This is a genomic window from Martinezella dioscoreae, assembly GCF_009176305.1.
Classification (GTDB): domain Bacteria; phylum Pseudomonadota; class Alphaproteobacteria; order Rhizobiales; family Rhizobiaceae; genus Rhizobium; species Rhizobium dioscoreae.
This window is the reverse complement of the sequence record NZ_BLAJ01000003.1, coordinates 600,285-614,379: the sequence shown is the minus strand read 5'-3', so window position 1 is coordinate 614,379 and position 14,095 is coordinate 600,285. Positions and strand designations below refer to the sequence as shown.

Annotated in this window: 14 protein-coding genes; 6 read left to right on the top strand and 8 right to left on the bottom strand. The window is 61.0% G+C overall.

From position 1 onward, the window contains the following. The first annotated feature begins 82 nt into the window (after positions 1 to 82). A complete protein-coding gene (locus GDN47_RS14860; protein WP_152093675.1) occupies positions 83 to 697 on the top strand; it encodes a LysE family translocator in 615 nt (204 codons plus the stop codon). Positions 698 to 701: 4 nt separating this feature from the next. On the opposite strand, the gene GDN47_RS14855 is transcribed toward GDN47_RS14860, so the two are convergent. The 3 genes from GDN47_RS14855 to GDN47_RS14845 all read right to left on the bottom strand — a co-directional run bounded on the left by GDN47_RS14855 (position 702) and on the right by GDN47_RS14845 (position 3,602). Further along, a complete protein-coding gene (locus GDN47_RS14855) occupies positions 702 to 1,439 on the bottom strand; it encodes a 16S rRNA (uracil(1498)-N(3))-methyltransferase (protein ID WP_113353818.1) in 738 nt (245 codons plus the stop codon). Positions 1,440 to 1,511: 72 nt separating this feature from the next. Then, positions 1,512 to 3,047 (bottom strand): inorganic phosphate transporter, encoded by a 1,536-nt coding sequence (locus GDN47_RS14850; protein WP_152093674.1) that lies wholly within the window; start codon positions 3,045 to 3,047, stop codon positions 1,512 to 1,514. Between the two features lie 96 nt (positions 3,048 to 3,143). Beyond that, entirely contained in the window at positions 3,144 to 3,602 is a 459-nt protein-coding gene (locus GDN47_RS14845) for an NUDIX hydrolase (protein WP_113330131.1), read from the bottom strand. A gap of 300 nt (positions 3,603 to 3,902) precedes the next feature. On the opposite strand from GDN47_RS14845, the gene GDN47_RS14840 reads away from it, so the two are divergent. Both GDN47_RS14840 and GDN47_RS14835 read left to right on the top strand, forming a co-directional pair. Continuing rightward, on the top strand, positions 3,903 to 4,811 hold the full coding sequence (locus GDN47_RS14840; protein WP_152093673.1) for a LysR substrate-binding domain-containing protein: 909 nt from the start codon (positions 3,903 to 3,905) through the stop codon (positions 4,809 to 4,811). Between the two features lie 127 nt (positions 4,812 to 4,938). After that, on the top strand, positions 4,939 to 6,102 hold the full coding sequence (locus GDN47_RS14835) for an adenosylhomocysteinase (protein WP_152093672.1): 1,164 nt from the start codon (positions 4,939 to 4,941) through the stop codon (positions 6,100 to 6,102). A 3-nt stretch (positions 6,103 to 6,105) separates the two neighbouring features. On the opposite strand, the gene GDN47_RS14830 is transcribed toward GDN47_RS14835, so the two are convergent. Next, positions 6,106 to 6,669, bottom strand: coding sequence for an O-acetyl-ADP-ribose deacetylase (locus GDN47_RS14830; RefSeq protein ID WP_152093671.1), 564 nt, complete (start codon positions 6,667 to 6,669; stop codon positions 6,106 to 6,108). 28 nt (positions 6,670 to 6,697) lie between these two features. Further along, positions 6,698 to 7,594 (bottom strand): LysR family transcriptional regulator, encoded by an 897-nt coding sequence (locus GDN47_RS14825; RefSeq protein WP_113330134.1) that lies wholly within the window; start codon positions 7,592 to 7,594, stop codon positions 6,698 to 6,700. Between the two features lie 120 nt (positions 7,595 to 7,714). On the opposite strand from GDN47_RS14825, the gene GDN47_RS14820 reads away from it, so the two are divergent. The 3 genes from GDN47_RS14820 to glcF all read left to right on the top strand — a co-directional run bounded on the left by GDN47_RS14820 (position 7,715) and on the right by glcF (position 11,901). Continuing rightward, the gene (locus GDN47_RS14820) at positions 7,715 to 9,154 is read left to right on the top strand and encodes an FAD-linked oxidase C-terminal domain-containing protein (RefSeq protein ID WP_152093670.1); all 1,440 of its coding nucleotides are present in this window, start codon (positions 7,715 to 7,717) and stop codon (positions 9,152 to 9,154) included. Then, positions 9,151 to 10,350 (top strand): FAD-binding protein, encoded by a 1,200-nt coding sequence (locus GDN47_RS14815; RefSeq protein ID WP_152093669.1) that lies wholly within the window; start codon positions 9,151 to 9,153, stop codon positions 10,348 to 10,350. The genes GDN47_RS14820 and GDN47_RS14815 overlap by 4 nt, the downstream gene beginning before the upstream one ends. A gap of 231 nt (positions 10,351 to 10,581) precedes the next feature. Next, the gene (glcF, locus tag GDN47_RS14810; RefSeq protein ID WP_152093668.1) at positions 10,582 to 11,901 is read left to right on the top strand and encodes a glycolate oxidase subunit GlcF; all 1,320 of its coding nucleotides are present in this window, start codon (positions 10,582 to 10,584) and stop codon (positions 11,899 to 11,901) included. Between the two features lie 48 nt (positions 11,902 to 11,949). Here glcF and GDN47_RS14805 read toward each other — a convergent pair whose 3' ends face one another. The 3 genes from GDN47_RS14805 to GDN47_RS14795 all read right to left on the bottom strand — a co-directional run bounded on the left by GDN47_RS14805 (position 11,950) and on the right by GDN47_RS14795 (position 14,045). Beyond that, complete coding sequence (locus GDN47_RS14805; protein ID WP_152093667.1) at positions 11,950 to 12,297, bottom strand: DUF6881 domain-containing protein; 348 nt, start codon at positions 12,295 to 12,297, stop codon at positions 11,950 to 11,952. 75 nt (positions 12,298 to 12,372) lie between these two features. After that, on the bottom strand, positions 12,373 to 13,044 hold the full coding sequence (locus GDN47_RS14800) for an outer membrane protein (protein WP_152093666.1): 672 nt from the start codon (positions 13,042 to 13,044) through the stop codon (positions 12,373 to 12,375). A 302-nt stretch (positions 13,045 to 13,346) separates the two neighbouring features. Continuing rightward, positions 13,347 to 14,045: a L,D-transpeptidase gene (locus GDN47_RS14795; RefSeq protein WP_113353828.1), complete on the bottom strand. Its 699-nt coding sequence runs from the start codon at positions 14,043 to 14,045 to the stop codon at positions 13,347 to 13,349. Positions 14,046 to 14,095: the final 50 nt, after the last annotated feature.

Sequence of the window (14,095 nt, the reverse complement as noted above, 5' to 3'; positions counted from 1 at the left end):
GGCATATTTGCACAAGCGTTCAAGACATCCCGCTAGTCACGCCGATAGTTTTGCTTCCACTGACATCAGGCGGAGCATATCGATGAACGGTCCGAACGGCCTTTACTATCCTATACTGACGCTGCTTCTGGCTTCGCTCGTCATCATGGGAAGTCCCGGTCCCTCCACCATCAGCGCGACGGCGATGGGAGCGGCATACGGCTTCCGACGGTCGCTCGGTTACGTCTCCGGTCTTATTGCGGGCACCGTGGCTGTTCTGCTCGCGGTAGCGGCTGGCGTCGTTGCCGTCCTGCTGTCGGTGCCGCATGGTGCCCTCCTGCTGACTGTGGTCTCGGCGCTCTATATCCTTTATCTCGCCTTCAAGATCGCCACCGCGCCGCCGTTGTCTCGCCGCGACGATCAGGTCGCGGCGCCTGCCTTTTCCGGTGGATTCCTGCTGGCCGTTGCCAATCCGAAGGCCTATCTCGCGATCGCAGCCGTCTTTGCCGGTGTCAGCCTGTTCCAGGATCAGAGGCTGCTCGACGCCGCCGCCAAGATCGCGCTGCTCACGGCCATGATTGTCGCCATCCATATGGTCTGGCTTCTCGTTGGTGCTTCCCTATCCCGTTTCCTTCAAGATCCGAAGATCTCGCGGATCGTCAACATCTCGCTGGCGATCCTGCTGATCGTTGCGACCGTCGCTGCCATACTTGAGTGAAGCCTCAGTTCCAGTCGCCGATCGCGGCCTGGATCACCGCCATGGCCGCAACAGCCGCCGTATCGGCACGCAGAATACGCGGGCCAAGCGGAATGGCGGTAACGAAATCGAGGCTGCGCAAGAGGGAGCGCTCTTCTTCGGAAAAACCGCCTTCGGGGCCGACCAGCAGCGCCAGATGCTTCTCCTTTACCCGCGTCAAAAGCGGCAGCGGATTTTGGCCGGCATCGCCCTCGTCGCAATAGATGATGCGGCGCTCGCGCGGCCAGCGGGCGAGCAGATCGGCAAGCTTCACAGGTTCGGCCACGTCGGGAATGCCGAGGATGCCGCATTGCTCCGCTGCCTCGATGACATTGGCCCTGACCTTGTCGAGGTTGGTGATCTTGCCCTGCACATGCTGCGTCATCACCGGCTGCAAGAGGCCGGCGCCCATTTCGACCGCCTTCTGCACGAGATAATCCAATCGCCCGACTTTCAGCGGCGCGAAAAGGTAGTGCAGGTCGGAGGGGGCCGGCTGCGGGCGTGTCTCCTCGACCGGCGTCAGCAGGATGCGCTTGCGGGTGGGGAAGGAGACACGGACTTTCCACTCTCCGTCGCGGCCGTTGAAGACAAGAAGTTCAGCACCATCCTCCATGCGCAGCACGTTGGCGAGATAGTTGAACTGATCCTGGTCAACCTCGATGGCGGTACCAGCCTTGATGTCTGCCGTCACGTACAGCCGCTGCATGCGGAAATTGGCGCGCATGGATTACCCCCGGGAATTAACTGGAACACTGAGATGGAGCGGCTCGAAGATCCGGCGAGAAGCCGAACCGCTCTAAATGAAGAGCGCGACCATAACCCAATATACGGCGGCGGCAAGCAGGGCAGCGACCGGCACGGTGATCGCCCAGGCGGCGATGATGGTCATGAAATGCGAGCGGCGCACGAGCCGGCGGCGATGAACCTCATCGGGATTGCGCTCATCCGTGGCTTCCGGCTCGCTCCAGGGTATGCCCGCCGCCTCGGCCTTTTTACGCATATAGTCAAATCGCCGCTTGGAACGGACGGTGGACCACTCGCGAAAGAAGCCGACGCCGAAGACCGCGCCAACGGTAATGTGGGTCGAACTCACGGGGAAACCGAACCAGGCGGCGACGATGACGGTGAGGGCCGCAGACACGGCGACGCAATAGGCACGCATCGGATTGAGCTTGGTGATCTGTTCGCCAAGCAGACGGATGAGCCGCGGCCCATAGAGCAGAACGCCAACGGAGATGCCGCAGCCGCCGATCATGACGACCCAGAAGGGCGCCTTCTGCGTGCTTGTCTCGGCCAGGACGGTGAGCGAGCCGCCAAGCCCGACATCGCGAACGATCGCAGCGAGCGGGCCGATGGCGTTGGCGACGTCGTTGGCGCCATGCGCGAAGGACATCAGGGCTGCAGAGCAGATCAACGGCAGGCGGAAAAGCTTGCGCAACGAGCTGTTCTTGTTTTCCAATCCCGCCGATTGCGCCGCCACAAGCGGCCATGCGCCGAGCCACGCGATGATGCCGACACTGAGGCCGATCGCAAGATTGAGGATATTGGGTATCGTACCTTTGGGTTCGAGCTGGACCACGAGATAGCCCGAGAAGGCGCCGGCCATCAGTCCGATCAGGATCGGAATCCAATATCTGGCGGCGGCAATCTTGTCGTCGCGATAGATGATGAAGGTCTCGATGAAGTAGAGGATGCTGGCCGCGATGGTGCCGCCGAGAAAGGGTGTTATCACCCAGCCGGCCGAGATGGCCGCCAGCGTGTTCCAGTTCACCAGCTCCGGGCCGACGGCGGCTGCACCTGCGCCGACGACGGCGCCAACGATCGTATGTGTCGTCGAAACCGGCGCTTTTAGCCAGGTGGCGAAATTGATCCAGAGTGCTGCGGCAAGCAGGGCCGCCATCATCAGCCAGGCAAGTTTGCCGATGCTGACGATGCGATTGGTATCGACGATATGGGTCGAGATCGTATTGATGACCGGGCCGCCGGCAATCGTCGCGCCGAGGATCTCGAAGATGGCGGCCATGACGAGGGCCTGCGTCATGGTGATCGCGCGCGCACCGACCGCCGCACCGACATTGTTGGCGACGTCTTTCGCGCCGATGTTCATGGCCATGTAGCCGGCAAGGGCTACGGCGGCAAAGATCAGCGTCGCGCGCGGCTGGTTGAAAACGTAGATGCCGGCGAAGACCATGGCGAGACCGAGGAAGATCAGGCCGATACCCGGCGCCACCAGACGCCTCGTGACGTGATGCGTCGCGTCCTCGACATAGGTGAATTTGTCGAGGTCCTTGTCGAGCGTCCTTTTTACAGGTGTGGCCGGTCGGTCGGGCATGCAATTCTCTGAATCAAAACTCTCGTATTGCGCTGACCGATAAGGCGCGCAATATCCACCAAGCATACTGGCACAGTTTTTTGTGAGTAATGTGGCTTATTCGGCCTGCGAAACCACCGGAGCGGCCGGCATCCGGCGCGCGAAGGCGAGAATGAGATCGTGCAGTTCCGGTTCGCGAACGCGTTCGGCTGCTTCCTCGCAGGAGACCCACTCCATGGAGCGCTCGCCCTTTTCCTTGAAGTTCTTGACGAGTTCGTTGACTTCGAGAGCGTAGACCTGCACGCGGCATGGCACCTGGATGCCGTCCTTGAGCACCTTGTCGTAGCCGAACGAGCCGAGCGGCTCAGTTTCCACCACGCCGCGCACGCCTGCCTCTTCATAGGCTTCGCGGGCAGCGACTTCATGGGAGAGCTTGCCGGGCATAGGCCATCCCTTGGGGATGACCCAGCGACCAGTGTCGCGGCTGGTCAGCAACAACATCTCAAGATGACCGGTTTTCTTTTTCACCCGATAACAAAGCGCAGCATATTGCTGTCGCGGCGGACGCCGAAACATGAGTTGCACATCATTTGCTATGCGGCTGAGAAAGGCCAATTGTCGGTTCACCTTTGAGAGTTGGAGTGAAGGCTGGAATCTATATTATCACGGTGCGGAAAAATTTTGCGCTCCATATAAGGCTATATGGTATTTCCCACAAAATTATTGAGTGTTGCGTAGAGAAAAATGCAAAGATTTGTCTTCTGATATTCGCCAGCGATTGTGCTGAAAGCGACATTCAACAGCATTTTCGTGCCGCAGATGGCGCAATCGCATGGATGTGGCTGCTATCATTTTGGAAAGAAAGAAAAACTTATTATGTCCGAACGCATCCCGCCTCGACGCCTGCCGCCCTTGAACGCGCTGCGTGCTTTCGATGCGGTTGCGCGCTGCGGCAGCGTCCTGAAGGCGGCCGATGAGCTTGGCGTCGTGCGCGGGGCTATCAGGCAGCAGCTGAACCTGCTGGAGGCACATTTTGGCGTACCCCTGTTCGACCGGGAGAACGGCAGGCTGGTGCTGACGGCGAAGGGCAGGGCATTCGCCGATTCCGTTGGTGTCGCCTTTGGCATCCTCACCCGGGCCTCCGCCGAACTTTCCGTTGGCGAACCGCGGTCGATTCGACTCGGCGTTCCCTCGGCTTTTGCCGTCTGGTGGCTGATGCCGCGCGTCGCCGCGCTTCAGACGGCACTTCAGGATATCGATATCGACATCGTGCCGATGGCGACAGTCGAGCCGCTTGCCAAGCGCCCCGACCTGGAAGCGGTCATCATGGGCGGCGAATACCGGCCGATGCGCGATATCACCGCTATCCGCTTCATGGAGGATGAGTTCGGTCCCATCGCAACGCCCGATGTCGCCGATCGCCTCGGACTTGCCAACGGTGTTCCGGCACTTGCCGGAGCCGTTGCCCTTGCAAGCCGTTCCGCCCCGAGCCTGTGGGAGGATTGGTTTGCCGAAAGCGGTCACGCCCCCATCCGCTTTGCCGGCAATCGCGAATTCGAAGACCTGCTGCTTGCGCTCGGCGCCGCCCGCTCGGGCCTCGGGGTCGCCATCGCCCCGCGCACCGCCATTGGCGAGGATTTCGATCGCGGTACTTTGGTCGCGCCATTCGGCTTCATCCGTAGGCCGGCGGGCTATAGCCTCAGCCTTCGCAGCAGCGATGTGAAGGACCCGGCGTTGGTGCGATTGGCGGATTGGCTAAGCAAGGCGGGGGCCGAACCAGCTTAGCACAACATCAAAGAGAGACGCATTCATATGGCAGATTTTCTGCCATGCAACGCAGTGCAATGTCCATCGACACCTCCTTCGGGATCATGCCAGATCGCGGCATCGAACCAACCGGCAGGAGCGCATCATGGATCAGCCTTCTTCTCTTTCGCGTATCGACTGGGTGGCGCGCAGCTGCCGTCTGCTGGCGGCCACAACAGCGGAATTTCGTGACACAAAACCCTTTGCCGGCCTCACAATCGGCACCGGCATTCACCTTGAGCCGAAGACCGTTGCGCTGCTGATGACGCTGCGTGCCGGCGGCGCGGATCTCGTCTGCACCGGCAATCTCAACAGCACCCAGCCGGAAACGGTGGACTATCTGCGCGCTCAGGGCATCAAGGTCTTTGCGACACAGACCCGCGACGCGGAGGAGCATGGTGCGAGCCTCGACGCGATCCTGGCGGAAAAGCCGGACCTGCTGCTCGACAATGGTGGCGATCTCTTCGCCCGCGCGGCCGGCAGGCCCTATGCTAATCTGCTTGGCGGCACCGAGGAAACCACATCCGGCCGCACCCGGCTGATGCCGATGCGCGACAAGCTCAACATGCCGATCCTCGTCATCAACGACAGCCCGATCAAGCAGTTCGCCGAAAACCGCCATGCTGTCGGGCAAAGCCTATTCGAGAGCTATCTGCGCTTCACCAACCGCTCCACCAATGGCAAACATGTGACCGTCTTCGGTTACGGTGCCTGTGGTAAGGGCACCGCTACATGTTTCCGCAATGCATTCTCCACCGTCAGCGTCGTCGATATCGATCCGGTTACGACGCTTGAAGCACATCTCGACGGCTTCACGACGCCGCTGCGTGAATCGGCGATCCGCTCTGCCGATATCCTGATCACTGTGACAGGCTATCCGGACATTATCACGGTTGCCGATCTGCCCTTGATCAAGGACGGCGCGATCCTGATGAACGGCGGCCACTTCCCGCATGAGATCGATGTCGAAGGCTTCCGCGATAGTCCCGATGTCGCCGGCGTCGATCAGTACGAAGCTGAGCAGATCGAGACCGTCCGTATGCGAGATGGCCGTGCCTTCCACATTCTCGGCGGCGGCCACATGGCCAATCTGGCCGGCCCGCGTCCGCTGGGGAATACCGTCGAATCCATGGATCTCGGCTTTGCCCTGCAGGCGCGATGCCTGGAGAGGGTCGCCAAGGGCAGCCTTGGCAAGGAAGCCTGCGTCATCCCCGTTCCCACTGACATCGATGCCCTAGTCGCCTCCGCCTATCTCGACCTCGCGCGATAGGCATCAGGTTCCGGACAGCGCCTGCGGCAGCAATCGTTCGTAGAGTGCCGCCATTTCGTCGCCGAAGCAGCAGAAGATGATCTCATCGAACGCGCCATCCTCGCTTTCGGCAAGGGTAGTGCGGATCGCGATTCCCGCTGCCGGCTCGGCGGGAAAGCGATAGACGCCGGTGGAAATGGCAGGAAAGGCGATGGTCTTCAGATCGTGTTGCCGGGCAAGGTTGAGACTGTTGCGATAGCAGTCGGCAAGCAACTCCTCTTCGCCATGGTTTCCGCCATTCCAGACGGGGCCGACAGTATGGATCACATGCGTTGCAGGCAGACGATATCCGCCGGTCATCTTTGCCTGGCCGGTCTTGCAACCATTCAGCGTCCGGCATTCCGCCAGGAGATCCGGCCCGGCGGCGCGATGGATCGCCCCGTCCACGCCACCGCCGCCGAGCAGGCTGCTATTGGCCGCATTGACGATGGCATCGACCGAAAGCTTGGTGACATCGCCAAGCATCACGGTGAGGCGCGTCTTCGAGTTGAGATCAAGATCGGAACGGATGGTCTCGGGCGCGGACATGACGGTCTCCTCGATCCTATAAGGGTTCTCATCGCTCCCAATAGGGAACAGGGCCGTAAAGTTCCGCCAGAAAGTCGATGAAGACGCGTACTTTCGCCGGCAGGAACTGCCGGCTGGGGTAAACGGCTGATAGCGTCACATTGTGCGAGCCTTCATAGGCCGGCAGCACCTGAACGAGGCGGCCGTCCCGCAATTCCGGCCCGATATCCCAGGTGGAACGCAGCGCAATGCCGAGGCCGGCGATGACGGCTTCGCGCACGACCTCGCTGGAATTGGTGATGAGCCTGCCTTCGGGGCGGAAGATCAGGCTGCCTTTCGGTCCCTCCAGCCGCCACGGATCGAGATTGTGTGCAGGTAGGCAGATATGTCGGCGCAGATCGTCGATATCCTCAGGCATGCCATGGGCGTCGATATAGGCAGGGGAGGCGCAGAGCACGCGGCGCACCGGCGCGAGCCGGCGCGCGACGAGACTGGAATCCGTGAGCTCGGCAATGCGGATGGCAAGATCGAAGCCGCCGCCGACGATATCGACGAATTCGTCGCTGAGCACGAGGTTGAGCGCCAGTTCGGGATGGGCCTGCATGAAGGATTTCAGATGCGGTGCGATGTGCATCCGGCCGAAGGATGTCGGAGCGGAGATTTTCAGGGTGCCGTGCATTTGCGAAGAGCGCCCGGCAATATAGGCTTCCGCTTCTTCCAACCCGGCAAGAATGGCAAGCACCCGATCGTAGAAACCCTGACCCGCTTCCGTCAGCGAAATCTGCCGCGTGGTGCGCTGCAGAAGCCGCGTACCGAGCCTGTCTTCAAGGCGCTTGATCCGCTTGGAAATGACGGCCGGCGAAAAGCCGAGTGCGCGGCCGGTCAGGGACATGCTGCCGGTCGCAACTACGCTGGCGAAGATTTCGAGATCCCCTAAATTGGTCATGCAGAATTATTTCCTGTTTTGGAATAAGTGCTTATCATTTGCTCCAAACTTGGGAAAGCGCTAAGCCTGTAATGCGCTAAAAGGGGCTGCGTCCGTAATGGGATGCAGAAGGAGGATCGCATGGCCGAGGCCATTTCATTTCTGGAGCCGCGTGCGGATGTTCTGGCGCGGCGCAGCGCGATCGTTGCCGACCTCGCGGATCTTCTCGCGCCGGAATGCCTGATCCACGAGCAGCGCGAACTCGTGCCCTTCGAAACCGATGCCTTCGTGTCCTATCGCCGCCTGCCGCTCGCCGTCGCCTTGCCACGCTCGACGGCGGAAGTGGCGGCCGTCATGAAATATTGTCACCGCTACGGCATTCCCGTCGTGCCGCGCGGTGCCGGCACATCGCTCTCCGGCGGCGCGATACCGCAGGAGGATGCCGTCGTTCTCGGCCTCTCCAAGATGAACCGCATCCTCGATATCGATTATGCCAACCGCACTGCGACGGTACAGGCGGGGGTGACGAACCTGCACGTCTCCGAAAGCGTTTCGGCCGACGGCTTCTTCTATGCGCCCGACCCGAGTTCGCAGCTTGCCTGCACCATCGGCGGCAATATCGGCATGAATTCCGGCGGCGCCCACTGCTTGAAATACGGTGTCACGACGAACAATCTGCTCGGCGTCAAGCTGGTGTTGACCGACGGCACCGTCATCGATCTCGGCGGCAAGGCGCTGGATGCGGCGGGCTACGATCTGCTCGGCCTTGTCTGCGGCTCTGAAGGCCAGCTTGGCATTGTCACAGAGGCGACAGTGCGGCTCATCGCCAAGCCAGAAGGCGCCCGGCCGGTGCTCTTCGGCTTCGACAGTTCCGAGGAGGCCGGCGCCTGTGTGGCCGATGTGATTGCCGCCGGGATCATCCCTGTTGCGATTGAATTCATGGACAAGCCGGCGATCGAGATCTGTGAAGCCTTTGCCAAAGCCGGCTATCCCCTTGATGTAGGGGCCCTGCTGATCGTCGAGGTGGAGGGCTCCGAAGCGGAGATGGACGATATGCTTGCTAGCATCGTCGCCATTGCCCGCACCCACAAGGTCAAGACCGTGCGCGAATGCCAGTCGGCGACCGAGGCGGCGTTGATCTGGAAAGGCCGGAAATCCGCCTTCGGTGCCACCGGCCGCATCGCCGATTATATTTGCATGGATGGTACCGTGCCGCTCAGCCAGCTCTCCTATGTCCTGCAGAAGACGACGGAGATCGTCGATCGCTATGGCCTGCGCGTCGCCAATGTTTTCCACGCAGGCGATGGCAATATGCATCCACTGATCCTCTTCAATGCCAATGACCCCGATGAGGCAGCCAAGGCGGAAGCGGCCGGCAACGATATCCTGCGGCTCTGCGTCGATGCCGGCGGTTGCCTCACCGGCGAGCATGGTGTGGGCATCGAGAAGCGCGACCTGATGCGTCATCAATATGCCGATGTCGATCTTGCCCAGATGATGTCGGTCCGCGCCGCCTTCGATCCCGGCTGGATTCTCAATCCTTCCAAGGTCTTCCCGCTCGACGGACGCAACGCCGCATGACGGAATTTCACCCCAGGACTGACGAGGAAGCGGCCTCCATCATCCGCGATCACACGGCACGCGGCGGAGCTTTGGCGATCGTCGGCGGCAACACGCGATCCGGCTTCGGCAATGCGGTCGCGTCCGAAGCGGTGCTCTCGTCAAGTGAGCTGACCGGTATCGTCGCCTACAATCCAGGTGAGATGGTGATGACGGCTCGCGCCGGCACCCCGGCCGCGGAGATCGAGGCCGCTCTTGCCGAGGCCGGCCAGATGATGGCCTTCGAGCCCATGGATCATAGGCCACTGATGGCGACCGAAGGCGAGCCGACGATCGGCGGCATTTTCGCGGCCAATGTCTCCGGCCCGCGTCGTTTCGTCAGCGGTGCCGCGCGCGACAGCCTGCTCGGTGTCCGCTTCGTCAATGGCCGGGGTGAGATCGTCAAGGCCGGCGGAAGGGTGATGAAGAATGTCACCGGCCTCGATCTCGTCAAGCTAATGGCCGGTTCGCACGGCACGCTCGGCCTTCTGACCGAAGTAACGTTCCGCGTGCCGCCAAAGCCGAAGACGGAGGAAACGATCGTCGTCTCCGGCCTCAACGATGCGGAAGCCGCCAATGCCATGGCTGCGGCCATGGCTCTGCCGCTCGAGGTATCGGGCGCTGCCCATCTGCCGCTGACCGTCGCCTGGTCCTTTCTCGACGGCAAGCTGCCGCAAGGGGAGGCGACTGTGCTGCGCATTGAGGGTCTCCCCGGCTCTGTCTCGGTCCGCGGCGAAAAGCTTACCGCCGCGATGGCCCGGCTCGGGTCGGTGAAGCGCCTTGCAGAAGATGACAGCCGCAGACTCTGGCGCGAGATCCGCGATGTAAAGCCCTATGCGGATGGTACGACGCGCCCCGTTTGGCGTGTGTCCGTGGCACCCAGCATCGGCCACCAGCTCGTCGCGGCACTTCGCCTGGAAGAAGGCGTGGATGCCTATTATGACTGGCAGGGTGGTCTTGTCTGGATGCGCATGGAAGCAGAACCCGAAGGCGATATGCTCAGGCGCTACATTCATGCTTTAGGCGGTGGGCATGCCACCTTGATGCGCGCCACCCCGGCCCACCGCGCGACGACAGCGGCTTTCCAGCCGCAGCCCGAAGCGGTGGCGCTGCTTTCGGCGCGCGTGAAGGAAAAATTTGATCCGGCCGGGATTTTCAATCCGGGGAAGATGGGGTGATGCGGATGGAGTCTTTGGCTGGTTACCCCCTCACCCTAGCCCTCTCCCTGCGGCGGAGAGGGAATGACCTTGTTTGCCGCGATTCCACGATTTTCTTTCCGGCAAGGGAGGAGGAAGATGGATTCCTCCTTCTCCCTCTGGGGAGAAGGTGCCCGACAGGGCGGATGAGGGGGCTCGACGGGATATGATGGGCGCCTTTGTTCTGGTAGGAAAGAGTCGAGGGCTCGGCTGATGCAAACCAATTTCACGCCCGAACAGCTTGCCGATCCGCATGTGGCCGAATCCGAGGCGATCCTGCGCAAATGCGTGCATTGCGGCTTCTGCACCGCCACCTGTCCGACCTACGTGACGCTCGGCAATGAGCTCGACAGCCCGCGCGGCCGCATCTATCTCATCAAGGATATGCTGGAAAACGGCCGGCCAGCCGATGCCGAAGTGGTGACACATATCGACCGCTGCCTTTCCTGCCTTGCCTGCACCACGACCTGTCCCTCAGGCGTCGATTACATGCACCTGATCGACCATGCGCGCGTTCATGTCGAGAATACCTACAAACGTCCGCTGATGGACCGGCTGACCCGCAATGTGCTGGCCGCTGTTTTGCCCTATCCCCGCCGCTTCCGGCTGGCCCTGCAGCTTGCGAACTTTGGCCGACCGTTCAAGGGGCTGTTGAAGCGCGTTCCAGCATTGAAGGCTTTCGCTGCCATGCTCGATCTTGCGCCGCGCAGCATCCCAGCGCCATCTGCCTTTGCCAAGCCCGCCCGCTACGAGCCGCAAGCGGAGCGGCGCGGTCGCGTGGCGATCCTGACGGGCTGCGCCCAGCCGGTGCTCGATCCCGAAATCAACGCGGCCACCATCCGCCTGCTGACGCGCCTCGGTGTCGAGGTCGTCGTGCCGGAGGGGGAAGCGTGCTGCGGTTCGCTGGTTCATCACATGGGCCGCGAGGAACAGGCGCTCGCCGCCGCCCGCGCCAATGTCGATGTGTGGCTGCGCGAGATCGAGGCCGGAGGGCTTGATGCCATCATCGTCACTGCTTCAGGCTGCGGCACGACGATCAAGGATTATGGTCATATGCTGCGCCTCGATCCGGCCTATGCCGACAAGGCGGCAAGGGTCTCGGCGCTTGCCAAGGACGTCACGGAATATCTCGCAAGTCTCGACCTTCCGTCACATATGCCGCGCGGCATCGCGGTCGCCTATCATTCCGCCTGCTCCATGCAGCATGGGCAGAAGATCACAATGGCGCCGAAGCTGCTTTTGAAGGCGGCCGGCTTCACGGTGCGCGACCCGGCGGAGGGACATCTTTGTTGCGGCTCGGCCGGCACCTACAACATCATGCAGCCGGAAATTTCGGCCGAGCTGAAAGCGCGCAAGGTCAGGAACATCGAGGCGACGAAAGCCGATATCATCGCAACGGGCAACATCGGCTGCATCACCCAGATCGCCACCGGAACCGGCATTCCCATCCTGCATACGGTGGAATTGCTGGATTGGGCCTATGGCGGCGAGATACCGGCGAAACTGAAGGGCCTGCAGCCGGCTGCTGCTTAGAGCAATTCCAGGAAAAGTGCAGAGCGGTTTTTCGTCTGGAATTGCATCCTAATGCAGCTTGTCCGGCGTGGGCAGGCGATGAGCCTGCCATTCGACCTCGAACCGTTCGGCGGCAATCTGCGTCATGCTGATGCGATCCTGTCCTTCCTCGAAGAAGAGGCCATCCACCAGGCCGGCGATGCCGTCATAGAACGAGCCTTCCACAAGGCTGGTGACCCGCGGCCTCTCGCGGCCCAATGCAGCATAGTCGGCAACCGACATACAATGCCGGCGGCCGTCCGCGAACACGTCGATCAGTCGCGGAACATCGCCGGCGACATCGACTTCATAATAAACGATGACTGGCTCCTCGCTTTCCGGATGGATCCAGTCACATCGGTAGTAGAAAAAGCTCATGGCTGAAACATAGCACAAGATCCCCCAAGCCTGAACCGGTTTGAGGGATCGATTGCGACTTCAGCCTGAGGAACGTCAGAAGTTGAACGAAACGCCGAAGTCGAGCGCGTGCGTAAAGACCCTGGTCTTCAGCGTATCGCCGCTGTCGATCGAGACGTTGTTCACGAAGTTGTAGTTGCCCTTATATTCGACGAAGGTCGACCAGTGCTTGGCGAACTGATAGCTGACGCCCGCCTGTGCCTGCAGCGAAGCACCGCCGAACTGGTAGTCGAAAGTCGTACCGGAAGCGCGTGTGACTTCGACATGCGGCACGTTGATACCGGCACCCAAGCCCACATAGGGCGTCCAGTTGCGGGTAGGGTCCTGGAAGCGGTAGAGCGCGTTCAGCGTCAACATGTTCAGGCCGTCGGTGAATTCGAAATGCGACCAGCCGGGCGTATTGCCGAGATCGCCATAGACCTTCGCATGGGTATAATCGAGCGACACGCCCCAGTTCGGCTTGTCGAACTCATCGAGCCACCAGATGCCGCGGAAGCCGAAATAAGGCGGCATCTTGAAGGATTTGCCCGACCAGTTCGGATCGAAATCGGCGCCGTCCGACGTGGTCACATTGCTGCCCGTCGCGCCCTGTATACCGCCGTAAGCGGAAAATTGCATCTCTGCCGAGGCAGAGCTTGCGGCAAATATGAATGCGGAAGTCGCAAGCGCGGCGAATGCCGGCTGCTTGATGCGAAATGCACGATGCATATGAAATCCCCGAATGCCAAAGTGCCGCCATCTAAACGCGCTTCCATGACACTTCTATTGCAGTCATGGGTAGGCAAGTACGGCTTAGGCGGGAAAACTGACGTCAAACTGAAGGCGACGCGCCGTTTTTCAGCGGTGCAGCGTGATAAGTTTCAGGCTGTAACACCGGCGCAACAGTGTCTCCATCCGCGCCTGCACGCAATGAGCTATTGCAAGTGATACGGGCATCCTTCCGTGGCGTGAATGATGCCATGCCAGGAAAGGACGCCCGTTATCTTGATGCCTGATTCGGGCGGAGTCTATCAGCCGCCGAACAGGGTTCTCAGCACATCGACGCCGCGATCCTGGTAGCTGACCTCGCCCTGCTTGTTGCCGGGACCGACGACGATGACCTTCGTGCCGACCGGAACGCGGTCATAGAGATCGATCACATCCTTGTTCATCATGCGGATGCAGCCGGAGGACATGTTGAGGCCGATGCTCCATGGCTGGTTGGTCCCATGGATTCGGAAGGCGGTGTCGTTACCGTTGCGATAGAGGTACATGGCGCGCGCGCCGAGCGGGTTATCTTCGCCGCCTTCCTGATAGGCCGGCAGCTTGTGGCCCTTCTTGGCTTCGCGAACGATCATTTCCGGCGGCGGAGTCCAGCCGGGCCATTCCGCCTTGCGGCCGACCTTGACCACGCCCGACCAGCCGAAGCCATCGCGGCCGACGCCGATGCCGTAGCGTCTTGCGCGATTATTGCCTTCGACGAGGTAGAGATACTTGTTGTTGGTGTCGACGATGACTGTGCCGGGTTCCTCGTTCGTTGCCAGCCGCACCATGCGCCGCTGAAACTGCGGCTTCACCTGGCCCTGTGGTTCCATCGCCACCTTGATTACGTCGGCGCGCGTGGCCGACGTCGCAATGGGTGCTGAAGCGGTGAAGGCTGCTGCGTTCGATGCTGCAAGAAGACACGCCGCAACGACACCTGTCGTCACGATCGACAATGCTGCTTTCATAATGGCATTCCCCTCGTTGAATTCGCTAGGAAACTACCGGAACCGACGAA

Excerpts from the sequence above, each read along its gene's own strand:
- GDN47_RS14860 (WP_152093675.1), top strand. The coding sequence starts at position 83 with ATGAACGGTCCGAACGGCCTTTACTATCCTATACTGACGCTGCTTCTG.
- glcF (WP_152093668.1), top strand. The coding sequence starts at position 10,582 with ATGCAAACCAATTTCACGCCCGAACAGCTTGCCGATCCGCATGTGGCC.
- GDN47_RS14840 (WP_152093673.1), top strand. The coding sequence starts at position 3,903 with ATGTCCGAACGCATCCCGCCTCGACGCCTGCCGCCCTTGAACGCGCTG.
- GDN47_RS14825 (WP_113330134.1), bottom strand. The coding sequence starts at position 7,594 with ATGACCAATTTAGGGGATCTCGAAATCTTCGCCAGCGTAGTTGCGACC.
- GDN47_RS14815 (WP_152093669.1), top strand. The coding sequence starts at position 9,151 with ATGACGGAATTTCACCCCAGGACTGACGAGGAAGCGGCCTCCATCATC.
- GDN47_RS14820 (WP_152093670.1), top strand. The coding sequence starts at position 7,715 with ATGGCCGAGGCCATTTCATTTCTGGAGCCGCGTGCGGATGTTCTGGCG.
- GDN47_RS14800 (WP_152093666.1), bottom strand. The coding sequence starts at position 13,044 with ATGCATCGTGCATTTCGCATCAAGCAGCCGGCATTCGCCGCGCTTGCG.
- GDN47_RS14855 (WP_113353818.1), bottom strand. The coding sequence starts at position 1,439 with ATGCGCGCCAATTTCCGCATGCAGCGGCTGTACGTGACGGCAGACATC.
- GDN47_RS14845 (WP_113330131.1), bottom strand. The coding sequence starts at position 3,602 with ATGTTTCGGCGTCCGCCGCGACAGCAATATGCTGCGCTTTGTTATCGG.
- GDN47_RS14795 (WP_113353828.1), bottom strand. The coding sequence starts at position 14,045 with ATGAAAGCAGCATTGTCGATCGTGACGACAGGTGTCGTTGCGGCGTGT.
- GDN47_RS14850 (WP_152093674.1), bottom strand. The coding sequence starts at position 3,047 with ATGCCCGACCGACCGGCCACACCTGTAAAAAGGACGCTCGACAAGGAC.
- GDN47_RS14835 (WP_152093672.1), top strand. The coding sequence starts at position 4,939 with ATGGATCAGCCTTCTTCTCTTTCGCGTATCGACTGGGTGGCGCGCAGC.
- GDN47_RS14805 (WP_152093667.1), bottom strand. The coding sequence starts at position 12,297 with ATGAGCTTTTTCTACTACCGATGTGACTGGATCCATCCGGAAAGCGAG.
- GDN47_RS14830 (WP_152093671.1), bottom strand. The coding sequence starts at position 6,669 with ATGTCCGCGCCCGAGACCATCCGTTCCGATCTTGATCTCAACTCGAAG.